This window comes from Pseudomonas sp. NPDC089743, from assembly GCF_044748785.1.
Taxonomy (GTDB): Bacteria; Pseudomonadota; Gammaproteobacteria; order Pseudomonadales; family Pseudomonadaceae; genus Aquipseudomonas; species Aquipseudomonas putida_X.
Genome location: NZ_JBIVGS010000009.1, coordinates 152,966 through 170,922 on the forward strand (window position 1 = coordinate 152,966; position 17,957 = coordinate 170,922).

Here is a 17,957-nt window from a genome sequence, read left to right on the forward strand (position 1 = left end):
TTCCGTACGAGTGGGGTACCACGGGCAGTGCCCGGCTATCCCTACGAAACGGATACAACCTGCAAAAAATTACCACCGCCAACCCCCTGGCCAGCGCTGGGCGGCGCGCTAAATTTCGCAACCCGCCCTTCGTTCCGTTCTCACACCCCTCCCCCACGAAGAGGCTGCGCCGTGGAACTGCAACCTTTGCTGAGCAAGCTGTTCGCCAATGCCGGTGCCGTAGGCGTCGAAGGCATCTTCCAATTCATCTTCGGCCCGCAGCAGGCCTACTGGTGTGAAGCCGGTACCCGGCCGCGCACCGAAGCCGGCCGGCATGCAACGCCGGATGTCACCATCGAAGTCACCCAGCAGGACCTGCTGGGCATCATGGCCGGCAGCGCCAACGTCGAGGAGCTGTTTGCCGGCGGCCGGCTGAAAATCGGCGGCAACCTGGGCCTGGCCACGCTGCTGCCGCAAATCATCGACCTGGCGCGCAAGGGCGTGACGGCGCAGAAGACTGACATGAACCAGCGCCATGTCACGCCACCGCGCTACAGCGAACGTGTGTCGGCCAGCCTGCCGCAGTTGACCGAAGTAGAACGAATCCCCGCCGCGCAACTGGATGTGGAGCGTTTCCAGCGCCACTATCTGCCGTACGGCACACCGGTGGTGATCAGTGACGCCCTGCGTGAGTGGAATCTGTTCAACCTCGACCGCCAGGCTTCGCTGGAGCACTTCGCCGAACTGCAGGGCATCACCCGTCATGGCGACTACGTGAAGAAGACCTTCTCCACCGAGCGCGACTTTCGCGCCACGTCCATGGCAGATTTCATCAACGCCCTGGACAACCCGCAGCCGCGTGACAGCAACGGCGAGCCACCGGCTTACATGGGCAACAACATCGTGCCTGCGCAGTTGCTCGAGCTGATCCAGTACCCGCCCTACTTCGAGCGCTCGCTGTACATCGCACCGCGCATCTGGATCGGCCCCAAAGGCACCCTCACGCCGTTGCACCGCGACGATGCCGACAACCTGTTCGCCCAGGTGTGGGGGGACAAGTCGTTCATCCTGGCGGCGCCCCACCATCGCCCGGCCCTGGGCACCTGGTCGACCTCGCCCAAGGGAGGCCTGGACGGCTGCGACTTCAACCCCGATGCACCGGATTATCAGCGCTTCCCCGAAGCGCGCGGGGTTACCTTCCTGCGGGTGCTGCTGCAGGCCGGGGATCTGTTGTTCCTGCCAGAAGGCTGGTTCCACCAGGTGGAGTCGGTATCGACATCGCTGTCTGTGAACTTCTGGGTCAACTCCGGGCGCGGCTGGTAAGCGGTAGCGAACGCGGCGGGCATGCCCCGCCAGTTCAAGTGAAAGCGGGCTTGCCGAGAAATGGGGCGCAACGCGCCCCTCAGGGGTCAGACCGCCGCAGCCAGGGCCTGGGCAAAGCGCTGCGCCACCTCATCGACCTGCTGCGCAGTGATGATCAGCGGCGGCAGGAAGCGCACCACCGCACCGTGGCGCCCACCCAGCTCCAGAATGAGCCCGCGTTTGAGGCATTCGCGCTGCACCTTGGGTGCCAGTTCGCGATTGGCCGGCGGGTGGCCCAGCACGTCGCGCTGGCCCTGCACATCGACCAGCTCGACCCCGAGCATCAGGCCACGCCCACGGATATCGCCCAACTGTGGATAGTCGCGTTGCAGCCGCTGCAGGTGATCACGCAGGCGCCGGCCCATGGCCTCGGCATGCTCGGCCAGGCGATGCTCGACCAGGTAGTTGATCACCGCCGAACCCGCGGCCATGGCCATCTGGTTACCACGGAACGTGCCGGCATGGGCGCCCGGCTTCCAGGTGTCGAGCCAGTCGCGGTACACCACCACCGCCAGCGGCAGGCTGCCACCAATGGCCTTGGACAGGGTGACCACATCGGGCACGATGCCGGCGTGTTCGAAGGCGAACATCCGCCCGGTACGGGCAAAACCGCTTTGAATCTCATCGACGATCAGTGCCACGCCGGCCTGCTCGGTGATGCGCCGCACCCCCTTGAGCCATTCGACATCGGCAGGTATCACCCCGCCTTCGCCCTGCACCACCTCCAGGATCACGGCAGCGGGCAGCGGCACGCCGCTTTCAGGGTCCAGCAGCAGGTTTTCCAGGTAATGCAGGTTGGCCTTGACCCCGGCTTCGCCACCCAGGCCGAACGGGCAGCGGTAATCGTAGGGGTACGGCATGAACTGCACCCCGTTGGCCAGCAAGGCACCCAGCGGTTGCTTGGGGCCATGGCTGCCCATCAGGCTCAGCGCGCCCTGACTCATGCCATGGTAGGCGCCCTGGAAGGCCAGCACGGTGCTGCGCCCGGTGGCGCTGCGCACCAGCTTGAGCGCCGCCTCCACGGCGTCGGTCCCGGTCGGGCCACAGAACTGCACCTTGGCCTCACGGCGCAGCGCCTCGGGCAGGATGCCGAACAGGTCCTGAACGAAGCGATCCTTGACCGGCGTGGTCAGGTCGAGTGTGTGCAAGGGGATTTCATCGGCCAGGACACGCTGGATGGCCTCGATCACCACCGGGTGGTTATGGCCCAGGGCCAAGGTACCGGCGCCAGCCAGGCAGTCGATGAACTGCCTGCCCTCGACATCTTCGACATGGATGCCACGGGCGCGCTTGAGCGCCAACGGGATACGCCGCGGATAGCTGCGGGCGTTGGATTCCTGTTGCTGCTGGCGTTGCAGCAGGGGCGACTCGGTGAACTCGTACAGCGGTTGCGGCGCGCTGGCCGGCAGGACCTGGGCAAGGCTGGAAGCGGTCGACATGGGTAAATCCTCGCAAGCAAGCGAATGTGCGGGTAGTTGTCGCTTGGAAAACGCTTGGCTGGGGGGAGGATTTAGCGCTTGTTGTGGGATTTTTTGGCCTGTGCTGCCCAGTCGCCGGCAAGCCGGCGCCCACGGCGACCGTAGCGCTGCTCTGGACTGCGCGCCCAATGTCAGACCGTTAGCGTGATCAGGGCTGCTGCGCAGCCCATCGCCGGCAAGCCGGCTCCCACAAGGTACTGCGCTGGCCCCAAAAACTGCAGCAAGTGCTGCAACTGCGGCAAGTGCTGCAACTGCTGCAACTGCCGCAGCCCAGTGGCCGGCTTGCCGGCGATAGGGCCGGTACAGCCGGCGCAGATCAAGCGCCCGAGCGCGCCGGCACTTGCAGCACCACCCGCAAGCCATCGCTCTGGCTGTCGAAGCGCAAGCTGCCTGCACAGCGCTGCACGATCGCCTGGACGATCGCCAACCCCAGCCCGCAGCCACCGCTCTGGCCGTTGCGCCAGAAACGCTCGGTCAAGTGCTGCAGGTCATCAGCGGCAATACCAGGCCCATGGTCGCGCACCATGAAGCCAATCTGCCCATCGGCCATCTGCACCTCCAGTTCCACTTCCGAGTCACCGCCATGGCGCAAGGCGTTGTCCAGCAAGTTGCGCAGCGCCGCCACCGCCAGCGGTGCCGGCATACCGAGGTAGATCCGCGTGGCCTCCTCCGGCAGGCGCAGGACGATGCGCCGGTTATCACCCCCACCGGCATCCTGCACCGCCTGCCGGGCGACCTGTTCGGCGCTGCACTGCACGCCATCCTCGAACGACAGGCTGCCTTCGACCCGCGCCAGCAGCAGCAGTTGTTCCAGGGTCCGGTGCATGCGGTCGGTGCCCTGTTCTGCATGCTCCAGCGCCTGCTCGCGCACTGCGCCATCGGTCATGCGGGCCACCTGCAGGTGGGTCTTGATCGCCGTCAGCGGGCTGCGCAGTTCATGCGCGGCGTCGTCGGTCAGCCGGCGTTCGCGCTCCAGGGTCTGGGCGATGCGCAGAAACAGCTGGTTCTGGGTGTCGAGCAAGGGTTGCAACTCACTGGGCAAGCCCGCCACCTGCAACGGCTCCACGCTGTCGGCTCGCCGCCTGCGCAAGGCGTCACGCATGCGATTGAGCGGCTCCAGGCCTTTGCCCAGGCCGATCCACACAAGCCCCAGGCTGCCGAGCAAAGCCATCAGCACCGGCGCCGAGGCGGCCAGCAGGATGGACTGGTTGAGCGCCTCGCGCTCCATGTGGCGGTCGGCAGTGGTGATGCGCACATCGCCATGGTTGTAGGTGAAGGTACGCCACAGCGCGCCGTCGATGGTCTGGTCGCGGAAGCCGCTCTGTTCATCGTCCATGCCCCCATCATGCTTGTGGTTGCTGGCAAGAATCTCGCCGCGCAGCGAGCTGACCTGGCAGGCCATGCCGTCGGGCACGGTGAACTGGTCGGCTGAAAAATGCGCCTCTTCGCCCTTGGCGCTCAAAGGCTTGGGCAATTGATCGATCAGCCCCGCGACCATGCGCGCTGACGCCACCAAGCGCTGGTCGAGGGAGAACATCATCTGCTGGCGCAGGTCGCGCAGCATCCAGGCAGCCGCGAGCACCCAGATGATGATGAACGCACTGCCCAGAATCAGGCTCAGGCGTACCCGCAGGCTCATGACGCGGCTTCCTCTGGCGCCTGCGCCGGGCCAAGGCGGTAACCCAGGCCGCGCACGGTCTCGACGATGCTGTTGCCAAGCTTGCGGCGCAGGTGATGGATATGCACGTTGAGGGCGTTGCTTTCGACCTCGTCACTGAAGCCGTACACGCAGTCCTTGAGCTGCTCGCTGGACAGCACCCGGCCAGGGTTCTGCAGCAGGGCCTGGAGCAAGGCCTGCTCACGCCGCGACAGGTCGACCGGCTGACCGGCCAGGGTCGCTTCGCAGCTGCTGGGGTCATAGCGCAGCGGGCCATGCTCGATCACGTTGACCGCCCGCCCCGCGACCCGCCGCAGCAAGGTGTGCAGGCGCGCGGCCAGCTCGCGCAGGTCGAAGGGCTTGAGCAGGTAGTCGTCGGCACCGGCCTGCAGGCCGTCGACTCGATCAGTGACCGCATCGCGGGCGGTGAGCACCAGCACCGGCAGGTCGATGCCCTGCTGACGCAGGCGGCGCAACAGTTTGAGGCCGTCTTCGTCGGGCAGGCCGAGGTCAAGGATCATCACATCGAACTGCGCCGCCTGGAGCATGGCCCGGGCGGCAGCGGCGTTGGCTACGCGGTCGACGGTCAAGCCTTGGGCAGTGAGGCCGGCGCAGATGCCGCTGGCGATCAGGTCGTCGTCCTCGCAGAGCAGAACGTGCATGGTGGGGGCTCCCGCAGTGGTGTGGCTGGCATTGCACTATGAAGGGATTAACGGGGGATTATGGGCCTTTTTCGGGCCATGGTGGGCATGCCGTTCAAGCCCGGTGAGCTCAGGCAGGGGCATCGGTCTTTTTGCACCATGATCATCTCCATTCGAAGACGATAAAGACTTTTCCTACAAGAACCACGGAAATGATTACTTCCAAACCATGATGTGATTTCCCCTGCACAGCGCTGTCAGGGAGACACACATGTTTCTGAGCCACCTGGTGCCGTCATGGCACGAGATCGAGTCACGGGTCATCGATAAAGTGGGCTATCAGGGAGGCGCCCATTTCCGCACCCACCATAACCAGCCAGTGGCTTCACTGTCACTCAACCTACGCCGACTCAGGGCGGTGCAGTCTGCCTTCAACCAGGCCGAATGGCAGGCCGCGCACATGCTGCGCCAGCGCTTCGCCGACCTGAACATCGCCGTCATCATTGACGAACTGCTGATCGTCGTCAGGCAGATGGCGATGATCGTTGTCGGCAGCACGTTAACCGGCGGCGCGATTGGCGCCGGGATCGGGGCATTCGGCGCCGGTGCAGGGGCCATCCCCTTGGCCGGCACTGGCGCGACAGTGGGCCTCAAGGTCAGTGGCTGGATCCTGGGCGCACTGGGACTTGCCTCCATTGCCGAGTTCTTTATCGATGGTTTGCCCCGGATCGGCGAGTACTACATCGATGGTATCCGCATCGCCTGGGAGGGCACACGGGACGAAAGCCTTAACCCTTTCGGGCGGGATGATCCGCATGCAATTTCCAGGGCGGCCCATCACATTGCCTTGGGCCATGTGGAAGTGGTGGTTCTGCTATTGGGGGCAATGGTTTCGTACCTCACACGCGGTCGGGGCGATGCCCGGGTGCTGGCGCAGGAGATGGCGGCCAGCAGCAAGGGGGCGCGGCTTGGGCAATGGATGCTAAAGCATGAAGAAGGGCTGAAGAACCGGCCGGATTTGCAGGTGGCGGAGCGGCGTAAGGGGGCGCTGGATCATCCGCAGCCTGCGCAGGCGAATCGCCCTGCGGGGAAGGACAAGGAGTCTTCCCAGGGCAAGCCCAAAAGCATGCCGTTGCATACTGTGGCTTGCTTCAAGGCGGATAAATTGCCAGCCTCTAAGCACATTGAGTTTGAACGGCAACTGAAGGGACAGCAGGATGGGCTAAATCGCCTCACAGTTGAGGAATTCTTGGAAAATATTGCTAACCCTGCAAAGCGGGACCCAAACATAGCCAGAAAAGCAAGAAAGAAATTGTATGATGATCTGAGAAAGAGGGCTTATCAAGATTTGGCTGAGCAGATGAATCCTATCGAAGCAAAAAAACTGTCAACAAAACAGGCCAAAGAAACAATGTCTTCACTTGCAGCATTGCATAATCCAGACTTGATCGCCGGCGGCAAAGACCTCATTAGTGATTTTGGCGACAGGCAAGTCAATTCGAGCATAGGCCCTCAGTGGAAAAGCAAAATTGGAGTACTCGTGCAATCTGTCAAGCAACAGTCCAAGGCTGGAGGCGCCTCTAGCTTCCTAAACATAAAACTGCATAAGTGCTAACAAACAAGGATCATGAATATGGACGAAATCTTCTCGCTCTTCATAGAGGAAATGGGCGAACCTATATTCAGACAGGAAGTTCCTCCATCAACCATAGCACGCTACCGAAGTGTATTCCCAGAAAAATTATTGGACTACTGGATCGAGCACGGCTGGTGCGGGTATGGCGACGGGATATTTTGGACAGTTAATCCTCAGGACTACGAAGGTGTAGTTGCCTCACTCATAGAAGGTACACCACTCCAAGGCCGAGATAACTATCACATCATCGCGCGAGGCGCTTTTGGCGACCTCTACCTATATGGCGAAAGATCCGGCTTTTCGTTAGATATCGTACCGTACACATCAAATTACTGCGGCCGAATTCAAGCATCAGCAACAAATGACTTGGACAAACAGGTACAGGGATTTTTTCTATTAATGGATCGTGAATCCAACGATTTCGGGAATTTTTTCGAGCCAGCAAAAAACAAATTAGGCAGACTTGAACCTGACGAAATTTATGGTTTTATCCCCGCACTTGCGTTCGGCGGAACACTCCGGCTTGAAAATATTCAAAAAGTCAAGGCAGTGGAGCACTTGACACTACTCTCTCAGCTTTCACCCCTTGAACCCTATCCATTCTCCGATTTCTAATGGCACACAAAAGAGCCTCCGCCAAACGCTTGACAATTATCACATAACAAACAGTAGAACTTCACACACAAAACCCTAAAAAGGAATTTACCAATGAACGTAGTTTTCTCCATCTTCCTCGAAGCCTTCGGAGACCGTATAGGCCAACAACCCGTACCGCCTTCAGCCCTCGATCATTACAAAGACAAACTCCCCAACCAACTCCTCGACTACTGGAAAGAACACGGTTGGTGCGGCTACGGCAGTGGCCTTTTCTGGCTGGTGAACCCACGTGAATACGAATCCGTAGTCGATGCCTGGCTGGGTGGCACCACCCACGACACATACCACCTCATTGCCCACAGCGCTTTCGGCGAGTTGTACCTGTGGGGTGAAAACACCGGCTCGCTGCTGACCATTGCGGCCTACCATTCCCGGTACTTCCTGAGTGTGCCAAGCGCCAACAGCGAAGAACGGGACAACAAAATCCAAAGCTTGCTCATGCGGGCCATGACCGAAAACATCGGCCTGGGGCTTTTCGACCAGGCCAGAAAAGCATTGGGCGATCTGGAGGCCGGCGAGATGTACGGTTTCGTACCTGCCCTGATGCTGGGAGGCTCTGCCGAGCCGGAGCGCCTTCAGCGACTGGATGCCGAAGTGCATTTGAGTCTGCTCGCGCAACTGGCTGACCTTCAGCCGTATGACCTCGACGAAGAGGAAGAAGAAAATGAATAGGCAGAACGACGTGCTCAGCGGTTGACGGCTTCGGGCCGGTCCACGTCCTGCAACACTCCGGCATCCTGCACTGCAAGCCTGATGCAACTCGCCGGGTGCGCCTTCAGCACCGAGCGCGCGCCCTCATCACCCGTCAGGCGTGAAAGCGCCGGCCAGAAATCGCGCCCGAACAACACCGGGTGCCCCTGTTGTCCCTCATGTTCTGGCAAGACGATCCTGGACAAATCGGCCACCGCGGCAAGCTGGCCCAACGTTGCCTGAGCGATCCAGGGCATATCGCCCAACAGCACCGCCACCGCCTGTGCCTCACTGTCGATCAACGAGGCAGCCCCGGCCGCCAGGCTATGCCCCATCCCCAACCCAGCATCCGGGCTGGCAATGACCCGGCATTGGCCCGGTAAACCCAGATCCGCGCCGCGCTCCCCCTCACGCAGTACAACGCGAACATCGCTGAATACCGAACAGGCACGCTCGACGCTATGCACCAGCAAGCTGCGCCCATCGGCCAACGTGGCCCGGCGCTTGTCGCCACCGAAACGCACGCTGCTGCCCGCCGCCAGTACCAACGCGACGATGCTCACAGCGCCGCCCGCTCGATGCCGTTACGCATGCGCAGGATATCGGCCAGCACTGCCAGGGCGATCTCTGCGGGGGTCTTGCTGCCCAGGTTGAGGCCGATCGGTGCGTGGATGCGCGCCAACTCGTCACTGCCCAGGCCACCGATGCGCTGCAGGCGTTCGCGACGCTTGTCGGAGGTGGCCTTGGAACCCATGACGCCAATGTAAAACGCCTCGGTACGTACTGCTTCAAGCATGGCCAAGTCATCGATTTTGGGATCATGGGTCAATGCAACCACTGCCGTGTCGGCATGGCAACCACCGTTGGCGATGAATTCCGACGGCAACTCGCGGCGCACTTCGATGCCGTGCAGCACCACGCCTTCGAGCACCTCGCTGCGCGGCTCGCAGAGGATGACTTCAAACCCCAGCCCCTTGCCGAACTCGGCGCAATACTGCGCAACGCTGGAATACCCCGCCAACAGCAGCCGCTGAGCGGCGCCCACACGCAGGCGCACACGGGTGGCAGCGCGTTCGACTCTTGGGCCCTGGCACGTGTCGTCGCTGAGCCGGCGCGTGCCCTCGGGCAGGCTCACCTCGCGCAGAAGCCGCCGCTGGCCCTGCAGCGCACTTGCCAAGGCGCGCAGATGCGCCTGCACGTCGCAATCGGCCGGCAGGTTTTCCACCAGCACCTCCAGCACCCCGCCACACGGCAGGCGAATGCTCGAACGCCGGTCGCTGCCGTCGCCATAGCGCACGATCGCGACCGGCTCGCGGAACTCGCCCAGGGCCACGCGCTCGAGGAAGTCGTCCTCGACGCAGCCGCCCGACAGCGAGCCCACCCACTGCCCTGCTTCGTTCACCGCCAGCAGCGAGCCCGGCGCGCGCGGCGCCGAACCGTAAGTGGCCAGCACCGTGCACAACCAGACCCGCTGGCCGTTACCCGACCACTGCATCGCCTGGTGTACAACCTGCAGATCAAGATGTTGCACGTATTACTCCGCCTTCAGCTCAGCAAGCTGTTGTACGCTCAAATCACCTGGCAATCCGCCCCAGGCCTGACGCAGGTAATTGACCATATCCGTGACCTGCTCATCACTGAGCGTGTCGGCAAAGCCCGGCATCGGCTGCATGCGCTCGAAACCTGTGAATTGCTGCTCACGGATACCGTCGAGGATGGCCTTGACCAGGTTGCGTGAATCCCCCTGACGCAGCACCGTGTTGCCCTGCATTGCCACCGCGATATGCGGCTTGCCTTCGCCGTCGACACCGTGGCAACCGGCGCAGACATTGAGGTATTGCTGGCGGCCGCGCTTGGCGCTGTCGCTGAGCTGGTCCAGGGGGACTTCCTGTATGACCTTGGCAGGCGGCGGCTGTTCACCCAACAAATAGGTGGCCATGGCAGCCAGGTCGGCGTCCTCGAGGTGCTGGGTGCTGTGGTGCACCACCGGGTACATCTCGTTGAACATGCTGCCCTGGGCGCTGATACCGTGCTTGAGGAAGGTGGTGAGGTCGGGCTGGGTCCAGCCACGGTCGGCAAGGTCCTTGGCCAGCAGGCTCGGTGCCAGGTAGCCATTGAGCAGCCCGCCGGTCAGGCGCTGGTCCTGCTGCAGCGCACCAATCGGGTTACGCGGGGTATGGCACTCGCCGCAGTGGCCCATGACTTCGACCATGTACTGCCCGCGCTGCCATGCCGGGCTTTTACCTTCGGTGGGCTGTAGCTGCACACTCTTGCCGTACAGCATGTTCCAACCCGACAGGCCCATGCGCACGTTGAACGGGAAGCTGAGCTTGGTCTGCGGTGCCGGGCGGTTGATCGGCGGCACGGTCATCAGGTACGCCAGGATTGCATCGGAGTCTTCCCGGGAGATCAGGTGGTACGAGGTGTAGGGCATGGCCGGGTACAGGTTGGCGCCGTCCTTGCGCTTGCCCTCGGTGACGGCCGCAAAGAATTCGTCGGCGGTGTAATTGCCGATGCCGTACGCTTTGTCCGGGGTGATGTTAGTGCCATAGATGGTGCCGAACGGTGAGTGAATCGGCAGGCCGCCAGCATAGGGCGCGCCGCCTTCGGCGGTGTGGCAGGCCATGCAGTCGGCGGCACGGGCGAGGTATTCGCCGCGCTTGATCTGTGCCGGGTCATCGGCCTGGGCCGCCATCGATACGGCGAGGCCAAGCGCCAGCGCCAGGCTGGAACGTACGAACGCCATGCTCAACCCTCCTTGACCAGGCCGAGGTCGTTGAGGACCGTACGGGTGGCGTCGTAGTAACGCACGTAGCCAGTGCAACGGCAGATGTGGTGCCCCAGGCTCTCTTCGATACGGTCCTCCAGCTCGCTCTTCTTCACCGGCTGACGCTGGGCATTTTCCACCAGCACGGTGGCCGCGTTGACGAAGCCCGGTGCGCAGTAGCTGCACTGAAACGCGAACAGGTCGACGAACTTCTGCTGGATGGGGTTGAGCGTGAAGTTGCCGGCCTCGTCCTGCTTGGCATGGCTTTCGATGGTACGGACCTTCTTGCCGGTGAAGTAATGGGCACCGGTGATGCAGGTACGCACTTCTTCACTGGTGCCATCCGGGTTGTCGACGATCACGACGCAGGCATGGCAGATACCCTGGCCGCAGCCCAGGCGCGAGCCGGTGAGGTTCTGGTGTTCGTGCAGGTAGTCGATCATCGCCAGGTCGTCGGGGACCTCGACCGGACCGACAGGTTGACCGTTGAGGGTCAGTTGAAGCGGACGGTTAGCCATTGAGGGCCTCCTTGATGCGGGCTGGAGTAATCGGAAGGTCACGCACACGCTTGCCGATGGCATGGGCCACGGCGTTGCCGATGGCGCCGACCACCGGGATCATCACCACCTCGGCAATGCCCTTGGACGGGTCGGTGGGCGACAAGGGCGGGAGAATCTCGGAGGTCTGCTTCCAGACGGCCACGTCCTTGGCATGCGGCAGGCGATAGCGGTTGAAGTTCCAGTCGCCCTCCCCCGGGCCACCCTCATGCAACGGCATCTCTTCGGTCAGCGCATGGCCAATGCCCATGGCGATGCCGCCTTCGAGCTGGCCCTTGACCAGCTCCGGCACCAGCACACGGCCGCACTCGACCCAGCTGTGATGGTTGAGGACCTGCACCTCATGGGTGCCCTTGTTCACTTTGATTTCGACGATGGTGGCCACCGGGCTGTAGTAGGTGACCATGGCGTTGTTCAACTGGGTGGCCGGGTAGGCGGCGTTCTGCCGGTCGAGCAAGTGGTAGCCGTTGCTGCTCATCTGCGCTTTCTTGGCGTTCGGCGCACCGTCGCCGTATTTCACGGCCACGGCATCGAGCGGGAAACGCTCGCGCACGCCGTCGATGACGAAGTCGGCTTCTGCCCAGCTCCAACGGTTGAAACCGTGCACGCTGACGCCGGTGACCAGGCCCATTTCGTGGGCTTTCTTCGCAAGCTCGGCGAACGGGATCGGCGCCAGGCCATTGCCGGTCAGTTCACCGTTGACCCACACCGCGTTCTCGCGGCGCACCACCAAGGGGTTGGCCTGCCCACCGAACGGGCCTTGACGCCACAGGGCCATGGCCGCCGGCCAAAGGCCATGATTGAACAGCACGCGCGCCGCTTCGCGGGTGGCGTGGCTGAAATAGAACGCCGAGTTGGTCGCCGACGACGGCGATGCCAGCTTGCCGACCCAGCGCGGGTTGCGCAGCGCCGCATCCTGCTCGGCCTGGCTGATCAGGTACGGGTTACCGCTGGTGGCCAGTTGCAGTTCAGGCCACTCGGTCACTGCGGTCTTCACCTCGTCGGCCGAACGGCCGAGGAAGTCGCTGACCACCAGGGCCTGGGAAGTGGACATGCCGGTGCCCAGTTCGGTACCGATGTGGCGCAGGCTGATGCGGCCATCGGCGGTGAACTCGACGCTGGCCATCGGTGCTTCGGAACCGGTGCCGAAGTCCTTTTGGCAGATGGCGAAACCGACGCCGTACCAGTGGTCCTTGTCTTTGGCGTCCATCTCGCGCTTGCGTGCGTCACGGTTGCGCCACCAGTCGTGGGCGGCGGCCTTGTCGAGGATCTCGTGCAGGCGCAGGGCACCCGCCGGGACCGCGCCCTGGGTGTTCTTCATACCCGATTTGAGCGCGTTGGCGCGGCGCAGGTCGATGGCATCGACGCCCAGGCGCCCCGCCACTTCGTCGACCATCATTTCGGTAGCGGCCATGGTCTGCAAGGTGCCGTAGCCGCGCATGGAGCCGGCCTCGACGCCACGCGAGTGGTAGGCCGTGACGGACAGGTCGTTCTGCGGCATGTAGTAGATCGACTGCGCCGCCGTAGCGCCAACCGCAGCCACCGACGGGCTGTAGTTGATGCGGCCACCGCCATCACAGCTCATGTCGGCGCGGAAGATCTTGAAGCTGTTGTCCTTCTTGTCCACGGCCAGTTGATAGCGGATGTCGAAGGCATGGCGCTTGATGCCGCTCTGGAACTGCTCATAGCGGTCGTTGGCCAGGCGGATCGGCACACCGGCACCATACAGCGCGGCAACTGCGGCGTAGAAGACGAAGATGTTGTTGTCTTTGGAGCCATAGCCCACGGTGTAACCCGGGTGCATGTTGAGGTGGTTGAGGGCGAAGCGCGAAGGCTTGATCATGTGCACGCAGTCCTGCGCCACTTCGAACGGGCACTGGGTGGCGACCACGAAGTGCAGCGTACCGGTGCCGGCGTCGTACCAGCCATTGCCGTTGTCGGGCTCGAGCGCCGCCGGCTCGATGGAAGGCGTCTTGTAGCGCTCATCGAACACCAGCCAGTCTGCCGGCGGGTTGTCCAGTTGCTCACCGATGCGCTTGGCGTAGAACAGGCCCTGCTCGGTGAGGTCGCCGTGCTGGTTGGGCTGCTTGGACCACACCGGTTTGCGGTTGAGGATGGTCGGAAACAGCATGCTGTTCTTCAGGCTGGAGAACTGGTCCTCGTCGAACGGCGTGGCGCCGCCGACGCGCACGAAACGGAAGCTGCCGTAAGGGTCACGCTGGTACAACGGGGCCTGAGCGCCGTAGCGGATCGCCTTGTCGTTGAACTGCAGCTTGCGCTTGGCCTGGCGGAAGCGCTCGAAGTCGTTCCAGATCAGGATCGCCACCGGGTGGCCAATGAACATCGGCACCTTGCCAGGTGGCAGCAGCGGGTCAGGCGAATGGGCTTCGGGCCAAGCGATACCGTCCTTTTCCAGGTCGGCGGCGGTGACGATGCGGTCCGGCTGCAGCTCGGCGCCGAGCAGGCCGAGGTCGAAACCGGCGTAGATGCGGTCGGCCTTGGTGGTCTTGAGCAACATGGCATGCCCTTGCTGCTCGGGCCAGCCGGGCATGTCCTTGGCGCGGATGTCGCGGGCAAAGACTTTGTTGCCACAGACCTTGGACAACGCGTCGTTACGGAAACGCGCCTTGCCGTCGTGGTTCATCCACTTCTGCGGCGACGTGGTGACACGGTCCTCCATCAGCGCGGCGAAGGCCTGGCTGCCGAGCGGCGCCATGCTCACGCCGACACCGGCGATCAGGCCACCTTGCAGGAAGGAGCGCCGGGAAATATCACGGTTGGACATGCTTGATCCTCTGGGCAGGCCGCTGCCTGCCCATCTTTTGATTCTTGTGCTGGAAACGCGGAAGGATGTGACCGCCTACGCAGGACGCCCACAAAAACTGACTTTCACGTCAACTTTACAGCACTCAAATAGGTTTTGGCAAAGTCAAGCAGACAGTATGTCGCGGTATGTCCACATTGCTCGCGTGCGAACACGGCCACAGGTTAACTTTGGGTTAATCGGCTCAGGCCAGCATGGCCCCGTTCAACTCTGCCAAGGCGAAGACATGCGCGTCCTCCTGCTCTTCCTCACATTCCTTGTGGCCGGCCCGCTGCAGGCCAACCCGTTCGCGGTAAAACCCGATTTCCTGCCGGTGAACCAGGCGTTCGTCCTGACCCACGACCGCCAGGCCGACGGCCAGATGCGCCTTCATTTCCAGATCAAACAGGGCTACTACCTCTACCAGAAGCGCCTGAAGTTCGATGGCCTGCCCGTCGAGCAGCACCCGCAACTGCCGCCAGCCCTCAACCATCACGATGAATTCTTCGGCGACAGCGCGGTGTACCGCGAGCAACTCGAACTGCTGCTCCCCGCCAACGCCGAAGGCCAGTTGCGCCTGGGCTGGCAAGGCTGCGCCGACGCCGGCCTGTGCTACCCGCCGCAAACCACTGTCATCGACCTGGGCGGCAGCGCCGCGCCTGCCACCGACCAGGCCAGCGACCAAGCCCTGGCCAGCGGCCTGCAGAGCGCCAGCCTTCTCTGGAGCCTGCTGGCGTTCTTCGGCCTTGGCCTGCTGCTGGCTTTTACCCCTTGCTCGCTGCCGATGCTGCCGATCCTGGCCGGCCTGGTCATGGGCAACGGCGCCAGCGCACGCCGTGGCTGGGTGCTGGCCGGGGTCTACGTGCTGAGCATGGCGCTGGTCTATGCAGGGCTCGGCGTGGTTGCAGCGCTGCTTGGCGCCAGCCTGCAAGCCTGGTTGCAGCAGCCTTGGCTGTTGGGCAGCCTGGCGGCGCTGTTCGTGATACTTGCCCTGCCGATGTTCGGCGCTTTCGAATTGCAATTGCCAGCCGCCCTGCGTGATCGCCTGGACCGTGCCGGGCAAAGCACCCGGGGCGGCAACCTCTACGGTGCGGCGCTTCTGGGGGCCCTGTCGGGCCTGCTGCTCGGGCCGTGCATGACCGCGCCGCTGGCCGGCGCCCTGCTTTACATCGCGCAGAGTGGCGATGTGCTGCAAGGCGCGCTGGTGCTGTTCAGCCTTGGCCTGGGCATGGGTGTGCCCTTGCTGTTGCTGGTCACCTTGGGCAACCGTTACCTGCCCCGCCCAGGCGCCTGGATGGAGCGGGTCAAGGGGGTGTTCGGCTTCGTGTTCCTGGCCATGGCCCTGTACACCGTCCGCAGCCTGCTCGCCGCACCGCTGCTGCTGGCCTTGAGCGGCGCTTGGCTGATTGCACTGGGCTGGGCGGCCTGGCCGGCCCTGCAGCGTCTGCCTGCCTTGCGCGCCTTACCGCTGCTGGGCGCCTTGTGGGGCGGCCTGCTGCTGATAGGCGCTGCCGCCGGCGGCGATGACCTCTGGCAGCCGTTGCGCCCGTTTGCCGGCGGGCCCGCACCTTCGGCCACTGAGCACGGCGAAGATAAGTTCGTCACCGTCAGCCGCCCGGAGGACCTGCAACGCGAGCTCGATGCGGCCAAAGCCCGTGGCCAATGGGTGATGGTCGATTACTACGCCGACTGGTGCGTATCGTGCAAAGTCATGGAAAAAAAGGTGTTTGCCCGTGACGATGTGCAAGCCAGCCTGGCCGGCGTGCGCCTGCTGCGCCTGGACGTGACCGCCGATGCCCCCGCCAGCCGTGCCCTGCTGCAGCGCTACCAGGTACCCGGCCCGCCCAGCATCCTCTGGCTCGGCCCGGAAGGCGAAGAACGTCGCGCGCGGCGCATCACCGGCGAAGTGGATGCGGCCGCCTTCCTGCAACATTGGGCCCAGACCAGGAGCCAAGGCTGATGCTGACGGTAACCCTGGGGCCCCTGACCATGGCCCTCAATCATCTGTTGATGCTCGCCGCCCTGGGCATCGCCAGCGTGGTCGGCTGGTGGGTGGCCCGGCGTGGCGGCGAAAGCCCGGAGTCGGCGCTGTTCAACCTGTTCTTGATCGGCCTGCTGTGCGCTCGCCTGGGCTTCGTGCTGGCCTACTGGCCGATGTACCGCGATGACCTGGTGCAGGTGATCGACATCCGCGACGGTGGTTTCCTGCTCTGGTCGGGGCTGACCGGCGTCGTGCTCGCCAGCCTCTGGCAAGGCTGGCGCCACCCCGGGCTGCGTCGCCCGTTGGGCTGGGCGCTGTTCAGTGGCGCGCTGTTCTGGGGCCTGGCCAGCCTTGGCAGCCATCTGTACAGCAAGGGCACCGAGCTGCCAGAGCTGAGCCTGCGCAATGCCGGCGGGCAATCGGTCGCGCTGCACAGCTATCGCGGCAAGCCGCTGGTGATCAACATCTGGGCGACCTGGTGCCCACCGTGCCGCCGGGAAATGCCGGTGCTGCAACACGCCCAGGGTGAGTACCCTCATGTGACGTTCTTGTTCGTCAACCAAGGCGAGACGCCGGAAAACGTCAGCACCTTCCTCGCCACCACGGGACTGAGCCTGACCCATGTGCTGTTCGACGGCACCGGTATTCTGGCCCAGCGAGTCGGTTCGATGGCCCTGCCCACCACCCTGTTCTACGACGCCAACGGGCGGCTGATCGGCAGCCACCTGGGCGAGCTGTCACGGGCCAGCCTGCACCGTGCCCTGGAACCTTTCGAACGGGCCGCCGCGCCCGCCCCTGCCGCACAAGGAAAATGACATGCGAATGACTGCACTGCTGCCCCTGTCCCTGGCCCTGCTGGCCGCCCCGCTGGCGCAGGCCGAAACGCTGCCCAAGGCAATCGAGCAACTGCAAGCCAAGGGTGCCGTGATCAAAGGCAGCTTCGATGCACCCAATGGCCTGCGCGGTTACGCCGCCGAGTACCAGAACAACGGCATCGCCCTGTACCTCACGCCCGATGGCAAGCATGTGCTGGTCGGCAGCCTGTTTGACGAACAGGGCCAGGACCTCAGTGCCGAACCCCTGGAAAAGCTGGTGTACGGGCCTATGTCCAAGGCCATCTGGGCGAAACTGGAAAAAACCAGCTGGATCGCTGACGGTAAAGCCGATGCACCGCGCAAGGTCTACCTGTTCAGCGACCCGAACTGCCCGTACTGCAACATGTTCTGGCAGCAGGCGCGGCCATGGGTGGAATCAGGCAAGGTGCAGCTGCGCCATATCATGGTCGGCATCATCCGCGAGGACAGCCCGGGCAAGTCGGCGGCACTGCTGGCCGCCAAAGACCCGGCCAAAGCGCTGGAGCAGCATGAGAAAGCAGGCAAGGCCAGTACCCTGAAAGCGCTGGACAAGGTGCCAGAGGCGGTGCAGCAGAAACTGGCGGCGAACCTGGCCTTGATGGAAGAAATGGGCTTGCAGGCCACGCCGGCGATCTTCTATCAGGATGAGCAGGGCAACCTGCAGAGCCAGCAAGGGGCACCACGGCCGGAGGCATTGGGGAAAATTCTCGGCAAGCGCTAACCTCGCCGATCCAGTGTTTTCGAGCGCCGCACACGCGGCGCTCAATTTCAAAAGTGGGGCACAAGGCAAGGCACCTCACGGTGCACTCGGCTAATGGGTTGACAACCGAAAACATCACGAAACACTCATTTCAAAAAAAACGACATAAACGCATCGCGATCAATTCTCAGAACA

Annotated in this window: 15 protein-coding genes; 7 read left to right on the plus strand and 8 right to left on the minus strand. The window is 63.3% G+C overall.

Annotation, left to right across the window (positions count from 1 at the left end):
- Positions 1–171: 171 nt before the first annotated feature.
- Positions 172–1,302, plus strand: coding sequence for a cupin-like domain-containing protein (locus ACIPZC_RS17405; RefSeq protein WP_400628418.1), 1,131 nt, complete (start codon positions 172–174; stop codon positions 1,300–1,302).
- An 86-nt stretch (positions 1,303–1,388) separates the two neighbouring features.
- Here the strand turns inward: ACIPZC_RS17405 and ACIPZC_RS17410 are convergent, their stop codons facing one another.
- The 3 genes from ACIPZC_RS17410 to ACIPZC_RS17420 all read right to left on the minus strand — a co-directional run bounded on the left by ACIPZC_RS17410 (position 1,389) and on the right by ACIPZC_RS17420 (position 5,138).
- A complete protein-coding gene (locus ACIPZC_RS17410) occupies positions 1,389–2,780 on the minus strand; it encodes an aspartate aminotransferase family protein (protein ID WP_267817490.1) in 1,392 nt (463 codons plus the stop codon).
- A gap of 355 nt (positions 2,781–3,135) precedes the next feature.
- Positions 3,136–4,458, minus strand: coding sequence for an ATP-binding protein (locus ACIPZC_RS17415; protein WP_241804474.1), 1,323 nt, complete (start codon positions 4,456–4,458; stop codon positions 3,136–3,138).
- Positions 4,455–5,138, minus strand: a complete 684-nt coding sequence (locus ACIPZC_RS17420) for a response regulator transcription factor (protein WP_016393078.1) — start codon at positions 5,136–5,138, stop codon at positions 4,455–4,457. The genes ACIPZC_RS17415 and ACIPZC_RS17420 overlap by 4 nt, the downstream gene beginning before the upstream one ends.
- A gap of 250 nt (positions 5,139–5,388) precedes the next feature.
- Here ACIPZC_RS17420 and ACIPZC_RS17425 point away from each other — a divergent pair, with 250 nt between their 5' ends.
- From ACIPZC_RS17425 to ACIPZC_RS17435, 3 genes are all read left to right on the plus strand, one after another.
- A complete protein-coding gene (locus ACIPZC_RS17425; protein WP_400628421.1) occupies positions 5,389–6,732 on the plus strand; it encodes a DUF6861 domain-containing protein in 1,344 nt (447 codons plus the stop codon).
- An 18-nt stretch (positions 6,733–6,750) separates the two neighbouring features.
- Complete coding sequence (locus tag ACIPZC_RS17430) at positions 6,751–7,368, plus strand: GAD-like domain-containing protein (protein ID WP_400628423.1); 618 nt, start codon at positions 6,751–6,753, stop codon at positions 7,366–7,368.
- Positions 7,369–7,461: 93 nt separating this feature from the next.
- Positions 7,462–8,082 carry a GAD-like domain-containing protein gene (locus tag ACIPZC_RS17435; protein ID WP_400628425.1) on the plus strand — a complete coding sequence of 207 codons (621 nt, stop codon included), beginning with the start codon at positions 7,462–7,464 and terminating at the stop codon, positions 8,080–8,082.
- 14 nt (positions 8,083–8,096) lie between these two features.
- On the opposite strand, the gene ACIPZC_RS17440 is transcribed toward ACIPZC_RS17435, so the two are convergent.
- Genes ACIPZC_RS17440 through ACIPZC_RS17460 form a run of 5 tightly spaced genes read right to left on the minus strand, consistent with a single transcriptional unit; the run spans position 8,097 to position 14,209 of the window.
- The gene (locus ACIPZC_RS17440; RefSeq protein WP_400628427.1) at positions 8,097–8,663 is read right to left on the minus strand and encodes an NTP transferase domain-containing protein; all 567 of its coding nucleotides are present in this window, start codon (positions 8,661–8,663) and stop codon (positions 8,097–8,099) included.
- Complete coding sequence (locus ACIPZC_RS17445; protein ID WP_400628429.1) at positions 8,660–9,631, minus strand: XdhC family protein; 972 nt, start codon at positions 9,629–9,631, stop codon at positions 8,660–8,662. The genes ACIPZC_RS17440 and ACIPZC_RS17445 overlap by 4 nt, the downstream gene beginning before the upstream one ends.
- Positions 9,632–9,634: 3 nt before the next feature.
- Entirely contained in the window at positions 9,635–10,846 is a 1,212-nt protein-coding gene (locus tag ACIPZC_RS17450; RefSeq protein WP_400628431.1) for a cytochrome c, read from the minus strand.
- Between the two features lie 2 nt (positions 10,847–10,848).
- Entirely contained in the window at positions 10,849–11,385 is a 537-nt protein-coding gene (locus tag ACIPZC_RS17455) for a (2Fe-2S)-binding protein (protein WP_241804480.1), read from the minus strand.
- The gene (locus ACIPZC_RS17460) at positions 11,378–14,209 is read right to left on the minus strand and encodes a xanthine dehydrogenase family protein molybdopterin-binding subunit (RefSeq protein ID WP_400628433.1); all 2,832 of its coding nucleotides are present in this window, start codon (positions 14,207–14,209) and stop codon (positions 11,378–11,380) included. Before ACIPZC_RS17460 ends, ACIPZC_RS17455 begins: the two co-directional genes overlap by 8 nt.
- A 265-nt stretch (positions 14,210–14,474) precedes the next feature.
- On the opposite strand from ACIPZC_RS17460, the gene dsbD reads away from it, so the two are divergent.
- The 3 genes from dsbD to dsbG are packed head-to-tail and all read left to right on the plus strand — an operon-like array spanning position 14,475 to position 17,783.
- Positions 14,475–16,187 carry a protein-disulfide reductase DsbD gene (dsbD, locus tag ACIPZC_RS17465; protein WP_400628435.1) on the plus strand — a complete coding sequence of 571 codons (1,713 nt, stop codon included), beginning with the start codon at positions 14,475–14,477 and terminating at the stop codon, positions 16,185–16,187.
- Complete coding sequence (locus ACIPZC_RS17470; protein WP_349976119.1) at positions 16,187–17,023, plus strand: prolipoprotein diacylglyceryl transferase family protein; 837 nt, start codon at positions 16,187–16,189, stop codon at positions 17,021–17,023. Before dsbD ends, ACIPZC_RS17470 begins: the two co-directional genes overlap by 1 nt.
- Before the next feature lies 1 nt (position 17,024).
- Positions 17,025–17,783, plus strand: coding sequence for a thiol:disulfide interchange protein DsbG (dsbG, locus tag ACIPZC_RS17475; RefSeq protein ID WP_267817538.1), 759 nt, complete (start codon positions 17,025–17,027; stop codon positions 17,781–17,783).
- Positions 17,784–17,957: the final 174 nt, after the last annotated feature.

What these genes read in the sequence shown, in the direction of transcription:
- ACIPZC_RS17415 (WP_241804474.1), bottom strand. Translation starts at nt 4,458, where the DNA reads ATGAGCCTGCGGGTACGCCTGAGCCTGATTCTGGGCAGTGCGTTCATC.
- ACIPZC_RS17435 (WP_400628425.1), top strand. Translation starts at nt 7,462, where the DNA reads ATGAACGTAGTTTTCTCCATCTTCCTCGAAGCCTTCGGAGACCGTATA.
- dsbD (WP_400628435.1), top strand. Translation starts at nt 14,475, where the DNA reads ATGCGCGTCCTCCTGCTCTTCCTCACATTCCTTGTGGCCGGCCCGCTG.
- dsbG (WP_267817538.1), top strand. Translation starts at nt 17,025, where the DNA reads ATGCGAATGACTGCACTGCTGCCCCTGTCCCTGGCCCTGCTGGCCGCC.
- ACIPZC_RS17420 (WP_016393078.1), bottom strand. Translation starts at nt 5,138, where the DNA reads ATGCACGTTCTGCTCTGCGAGGACGACGACCTGATCGCCAGCGGCATC.
- ACIPZC_RS17455 (WP_241804480.1), bottom strand. Translation starts at nt 11,385, where the DNA reads ATGGCTAACCGTCCGCTTCAACTGACCCTCAACGGTCAACCTGTCGGT.
- ACIPZC_RS17430 (WP_400628423.1), top strand. Translation starts at nt 6,751, where the DNA reads ATGGACGAAATCTTCTCGCTCTTCATAGAGGAAATGGGCGAACCTATA.
- ACIPZC_RS17410 (WP_267817490.1), bottom strand. Translation starts at nt 2,780, where the DNA reads ATGTCGACCGCTTCCAGCCTTGCCCAGGTCCTGCCGGCCAGCGCGCCG.
- ACIPZC_RS17450 (WP_400628431.1), bottom strand. Translation starts at nt 10,846, where the DNA reads ATGGCGTTCGTACGTTCCAGCCTGGCGCTGGCGCTTGGCCTCGCCGTA.
- ACIPZC_RS17425 (WP_400628421.1), top strand. Translation starts at nt 5,389, where the DNA reads ATGTTTCTGAGCCACCTGGTGCCGTCATGGCACGAGATCGAGTCACGG.
- ACIPZC_RS17470 (WP_349976119.1), top strand. Translation starts at nt 16,187, where the DNA reads ATGCTGACGGTAACCCTGGGGCCCCTGACCATGGCCCTCAATCATCTG.
- ACIPZC_RS17460 (WP_400628433.1), bottom strand. Translation starts at nt 14,209, where the DNA reads ATGTCCAACCGTGATATTTCCCGGCGCTCCTTCCTGCAAGGTGGCCTG.